General features: G+C 34.0%; 3 protein-coding genes. All 3 read left to right on the forward strand.

The window, feature by feature from the left end; all coding sequences use genetic code 11:
* The first annotated feature begins 268 nt into the window (after positions 1-268).
* On the forward strand, positions 269-2,329 hold the full coding sequence (locus tag H4K33_RS16125) for a hypothetical protein (RefSeq protein WP_182650830.1): 2,061 nt from the start codon (positions 269-271) through the stop codon (positions 2,327-2,329).
* Positions 2,330-2,343: 14 nt separating this feature from the next.
* Positions 2,344-2,787 (forward strand): hypothetical protein, encoded by a 444-nt coding sequence (locus tag H4K33_RS16130; RefSeq protein WP_182650832.1) that lies wholly within the window; start codon positions 2,344-2,346, stop codon positions 2,785-2,787.
* Between the two features lie 141 nt (positions 2,788-2,928).
* Complete coding sequence (locus H4K33_RS16135; protein WP_182650834.1) at positions 2,929-3,714, forward strand: hypothetical protein; 786 nt, start codon at positions 2,929-2,931, stop codon at positions 3,712-3,714.
* The last annotated feature ends 215 nt before the right edge of the window (positions 3,715-3,929 follow it).

The following is a 3,929-nucleotide window of genomic DNA, read 5'->3' on the forward strand; positions in this document are numbered from 1 at the left end:
CAGAAGAACACAATTTTTTTGGAGAAGACATGTCTCTAGCTTTTGAGTATATGTCAAAATCACAGTTTCAATTTTAATTAGAAAACTAAGTTTTAAAAATAGTTGCAACTAATTAGTGAAGTTAAAGCCCCATTGTAGATGTTAGAAAATAGAAGTAAAATCTTAGTTAGCATGACTATTAAAGAGCAATGATTCATAAGAAGTGGTAGAAAGACTAGAGATGATATTGCGTACTGCTGGAGATTAAAGATTATAAGTCTAGCGAGAGTTGGGCTTATTCTTTTTAGGTTGTATAAAAAAGGTATTTAATATAGGGATATCTTATGACGTTGAAGAAGAAGTCAGCTACTGGGGACTCAAACAAATCAAGAAAAACGTCATCGAAGAGCTCTTTCCACGAGGGTATACCCGAACCCTTGCAAATAACGCCTTGTTGGTAAATCCGCTCCGATCAGAAATAGAGGTAGGAATAAGTGAAAAAAACAGAGAAAAACGAATCAAACAAAACGAAGAAACCATCGCGCGATACCGAGCAGAGGGAAAATTTGGACACCAATATTTACATCAGTTAAAACTGGTAAAAGAGATAGCCTTCGGTCAGGCGTTTACCGATAAGAAAATACCCGTCAAAGTAGAGCGTGCTCCACATCGATTACCAGATATGGTTTCGCATGAAAAATGTCCGAATTGCATTGCTCCAGTGACTGTGGATCAATTAGAAAATGTGTATAAGATAAGTTTAAGAAAGGCGATAGGGGTAGATGAAGCACAATTTAAGAGCTATTTAATAACTGTAATAGAAACTTACAACGCCTATATGGAGGAATTAGGAATGAATACTTGTCATAATAAAGCTATGTTTTTTGCTATTTCACATGGAGAAGTTGGTGGGGGTAAAATAGTAAAAAATGAAGAAAAAGTTTCCTATTCTGTTGTTGGATTAAAAAAGAATTTCTCCAATTTTCAAACTAAAGAAGGTATGAAAATGGCGGAACAACTAGGCTACGATTCCCCAACAAAGAGACTTTCAGGAGAAGCTTTGCAAAAAGCTACAGCTAATTATGCTTATAAGGGAATTAATGGGAATACCCAAGTAAACGATGGATGGAATTATAGAGGGAGAGGATTAATGCAGTTGACAGGACGTGGTAATTATCAAGCCCAACGAGCGTATATTTTAAGTGCCACAGGTGTAGATATTATAAAAGACTTTGAAATGGTAAGTAGTGATGTAAAACTCAGTACCTTAACAGCTATGGTCTATTTTAACAAAAATAGACAAGAGTTGAGATTTAAAACTAGTGGTTCTGGATTTTACTATATCATGCAACAAGTAGGTGCTAATCCTGGCAGTGATAGAGATGGTTATCTAATCAAACAAAAGTGCTACGAAGAAGAAACAACTAAAAAGTTTAAAGTGCCGGAATGTAGTTATAAAAGAGAACTTAGGGTAGATACGACTATTATAACCTACCACATTTATCATTCAGGTGAAATTTATAAAAAGTTTCCCAAAGATTATGTGAAAGAAACGTATAATCAGAATAGTAAACAGGTACAATATATCTATTATACCGCTGATGGTATTGTGCATAATATTGGAATTTATCAATGGCAGGAAATAGATGAGTTAAAAAATGCAGGCTACCAAGACAGTATTCCAAGGGGCTATAGTGAAACTTTCGATTACCCCGCAGATTGGAGCATTGACGGACAAACAGCCTACTATTATAAAGATAAGGATAAATTAACTTCCATTTATGTCAAGGGGAAAAACACAAAAATTAGAAAGTACACTACGACAGGAAAAAAAAGTAAAGTAATTCAAGTGTGCCCCATTCAATACAAAAGTCCAACATTGAGTTTTTCATATAAAACCTATGCTACTATTAGAGAGTATTGTGGGATAGATCAATTTGCCATGTTTATTGGCGGTTTTGCCACTGTAGGGATTGATAATCTATTTGAGGGAACAGGTATTGCATCCCGTGACGGAACTGGTTTTCCTAGTGTTAGTCATGTCAACGGACAAGCTATGGATATGGCATACAATAAAAGAGAAAGAAAAAAGGATGAGGACGATAATAATACTATTGCAAAAGGGCGCCGTTTAACTAGTGAATTGCAACAATTTATTGATGCAATGGCAAAGTTTGGTTGTAAAAGGCTTCGAGTGGGAACAAAAGTTAAAAACAACAAGGAGTATACCGTTCCAAGTGGTGTGTGTTTGGACAGTGACGATCACCATGATGATCATTTACATATAGGTCCTATTTATCAACAAGATGCGAGTAACAAAATTATATATTTAAAAGAAAAAGAAGAATGATAAGAGAGAGAAGAATGATAACAAAAAGTGGGATAGGAATGGTAATGGGAGTTCTGTTGTTACTTAGTTGCAAAAAAGGATCTGTTGGATTTGGATCAACAGATCCTTTATCTCCTATAAGTATACGGACAATAGATACGATATTAAATCCCACTGAAAGTAAAGAAATGAAAGATATAATTGGACAAGAGGTTGAAAAAAAAATATTTACAACGATCAAATTAGAGGAAATAAAGGATCCCGATACTGTTTTGAAGCGATTGGAAAAAATGGAGTTGTTTTTATGGAAATACTTGGAAGATGGAGTTGTGCAATTCATTGATGGAGACTATGTGCAAGTGGATGAAAATCGCACAATTCTAACTATGGAAGACATCGATGTCAATCGATATTTGAATGGATTAGCTTATAGAAAAGCAGGACTTAAAGCAATCTCTAGAGAAAATTATAGAAAATAAATTCAAAAGTATTTTGGATTTGATATTTTAAACAAAGAAAATCATAAGTTTCCTTATCAGTTATTTGGCAGTGAATTTAGTATTATTGGCAATACAGCATATGAGCCATATGAAGAAGGTTATTTTAATTATGTATATGGGATGGAGTCTGATTTACAGTTGTTTGATGTTGAAAACGGCTATTTCAACCTTAATAGAAATAGAAGGTATTTTATTCCAGAGCAAAAGTATTTATTAGGTAATTTACCTCTTTATGATACCGTAAATAGAGCATTTAATTATGCTATTTTTAAAATTGATTTAGAACGATGTAAATTTATTCTCCATGATGATCAAAGTAGTTTGAATTGGCTTATCAATTTTGATTATCCCTTTTGTGCAAAGTTGATTGGAACATTTGGCTATTTAGAGAATGATTTTTTAAATGCTTTTGTACTAAATCGACAGGTGAGTATGATAGATTTAGAAAAAGATCCTGAATCCATTGTACGTATATCTGCACTTATAAAACATAAAAATGCGAGTGATGGAACCATTGTCATTCACGAGAAATTGATGCAGTATATTTATGAGCATACCACCCAAGAGGACAATACTTTATTGAAATACTTGGATTTATCAGCAACGGTGCTGATCGATGAAAAAGACGAGGAAACTCAACTATTGCGCAACGGATATTCAAGAGCAGATTGTATCAAAGTTTTCGCTTATGCGGCTTACTATTCATTTATTACTCACGATAAGTTTGGGTACGGAAAAGGAATGAAAAACAATCCTGACAATTGGTTTGCTACTTGCTCCTTGTATCTAAATTTAGCTTTAGATGATGGCGAAATTGTAGCTGAAGTTAAACGCAACAATTACTACAATCACAAAGGAATTAAAAAAGTATTTGCCGATGCTATGACATTTTATGGTATTGACTAGAGATGATATTGCGTACTGCTGGAGATTAAAGATTATAAGTCTAGCGAGAGTTGGGCTTATTCTTTTTAGGTTGTATCAAAGAAGATTTACTACAAACAAGACAGCAACCGAACAAGTTTAAAGTACAAGGATATCAAAGAAGTTGATTGCTCGGAGTTTGTCTGCATCTACCTGCACTTAATAGGACTAACAAAAGATGTTGCTTGGTTAACTAC

Source organism: Myroides sp. WP-1 (assembly GCF_014145635.1).
Classification (GTDB): Bacteria; Bacteroidota; Bacteroidia; order Flavobacteriales; family Flavobacteriaceae; genus Flavobacterium.